Source organism: Butyricimonas hominis, from assembly GCF_014287455.1.
Taxonomy (GTDB): Bacteria; Bacteroidota; Bacteroidia; order Bacteroidales; family Marinifilaceae; genus Butyricimonas; species Butyricimonas muris.
The window spans coordinates 1-2188 of sequence record NZ_JACOOH010000029.1 but is presented as its reverse complement, the minus strand read 5'-3'; the positions used below and the strand labels follow the sequence as shown (position 1 = coordinate 2188).

The following is a 2188-nucleotide window of genomic DNA, read 5'->3' as shown; positions in this document are numbered from 1 at the left end:
CCGCCTTGATAGATACGGAGATACCAAATTATAGCCGCCAAAAGGATAATCGGACTTTCCACGAAGAAATCGCCCTGCTTGCTTATCCAACTTCGATTGAGGTTAAGCATTATCGTGTAGCTTGCTTCGTAGGCATCCGCAATGTCCGACATGAAGCTGGCATTTATCGGGTTGCATCGGTGGCTCTTGCGTGGGTCGTCAAAATTGATAACGTAAAATTTCGGCTTAACCTTGTAGCCGTCCAAGTGGTTAAGTAAATGATTGTAAGCGATTTCCGAAAGGTCAGGAAACTTATAATCATACAGGTAGAGCGCAAAACCTTTCTCGATTTGCTGTTTTATGTAATTATTTACTACTGCGTATGACTTCCCGCTGCCCGGCGTTCCTAACACGATGCTCGCACGAAAAACGTTTACAACGTTAATATAGCCATTGTTCCACTTCTTCTTATAGTAGAACCGGGTAGGCAGATTTACCGAATACTCGTTCTCGATAAGCCTTGTTTCCTGCTGGAAACTTTCGTTCTCGGTATTAAAGACATCATCCATGAGGTTGTTTTTCAACAACCGGGACATCCACGTACCCGCCATGAGCATACAGATATAGCCCACCGAAAGCGTGGCGATATAAAACACGGCATCCGCCGTATGTGGCAGCGGAAGTTCCAGCAGCCACCAGTTCAGGAAAAACAACACGACACCCGCCGCAAGGCTGCAATGTATCTTCGTCCACGTTATCTTTTCCTCTTTCACGCCCTTAGTGCCGATGCACGACAGGGCGAGGAACACCACCGCAAAAAGTTTTGTCCAAAGAACGGACGAGAACAGCCCGGTGGTGCGCTGGAAGTTCCACAGTATCTTGTCTATCACTTCAAAGGTCACTCCCCATTCTTTCAGGGTGGAGTAACAGAACCAGTACACGTTTATTCCCACGAATAGAATACTGACAGCCCGCATAAAGTCCATGACCCTTGCAAGCCCTCTCAAATCATCCTCTTGCTGCATAATTGTATGTTTTTAAGTTAGTCGATGCGCCTTGTGCGCTTCTTTTTCTTCTTTCTCTTTTGGCGGGCGGTGTCCTGCGGCTCGTCACCGCCTGATGCACCGCCGCCCAGCAAACCGCCGAAAGCACCCAGCACGGAAGCCACGCCCGAAACGATGTCGGCTTTCGGCGTGAAGCCCTGCTGTTCCTGATGCGTGGGCTGGTCTTGCTGCGGTGCTGCCACTTCGGGCTGGTGTATCTTTCCGGTTTCGCCCGAAAAACGTTCGTTGAACACGTTCGCCGAATACTCCTTGCCCAAGCGTGAACCGTTCAGCACCACCCGGCTGTCATGGTCGATGAACGTAACGCCATAGATGCGCCCGCTGTCGTTCTGACGGAATACCACGTCAATGCCCCGCTTCCTTAGCTGCTGTTCCAGTTCCTTGCGGCTGTGGGCGGTCTGCATGGCATTGGCTACAATCTTCCGGGTGCGTTCTTTCAATTTCCCGTTCTTGATTGCTTCGCCCGATTTCTCCATTCTGCGCTGCACCGCTTCATAACCTACCGACTTGCCGATGCGGGAAGCCTTTACCGGGTTGCCTGTCTTTTCGCCCTTGTCGTTCATGGCGGAATAGACAATGCCCTGATAGGGCTTGCCGTTTATCTCGCCTTTGACTTCCTCGGCGCACACGTTGTAAGCGGCAAGCAAAGCCTTATATTCCCCGAACGACTGGAAGCGGTAGCCGTAACAAGCCGCTTTCACGGTGTTGCCGATTTGGTGCTTCACGTCCCCGGCGGCATAGTCCACCTTTTTAAGTTCCGGACGTTCGGCACGTTCCTTTCGCTCTGCCGGGTGCAGCCCGTATTTCTTTTCCAGTTCACGGGTGATTTGCTTGCTGCGCCGATGCTCGAACCTGTCATTCAGCGGTCTGCCGTTCTCGTCCACCCGCAACCCCACGATGTGGATATGGTGGCGGTCGATGTCGGTATGCTTGTACACCAAATAAGGCTGGTCGCCATAGCCCAACTTCCGCATATACTCCCGTGCGATGTCGGAAAGCTGCTGGTCGGTCAGCACGTCTTCCGGGTGCGGGTTTATGGAAATATGAAGTATCGGCTTCTTGGTGGAAAGCTGGACGGGCATCTGCATTTCAAAGCTGCGCATACACTCGCCGATAGAGAAATTCCCGTCCTCGCTCAACAGCAT

General features: G+C 51.7%; 2 protein-coding genes. Both read right to left on the bottom strand.

The window, feature by feature from the left end:
* Positions 1-1004 (bottom strand): YWFCY domain-containing protein (locus tag H8S64_RS21955; RefSeq protein ID WP_186978709.1); only part of this gene is annotated, 1004 nt, incomplete at its 3' end.
* 17 nt (positions 1005-1021) lie between these two features.
* Positions 1022-2188, bottom strand: a 1167-nt coding sequence (gene mobB, locus H8S64_RS21950; protein ID WP_186978708.1) for a conjugal transfer protein MobB, incomplete at its 5' end; no start/stop codon positions are given.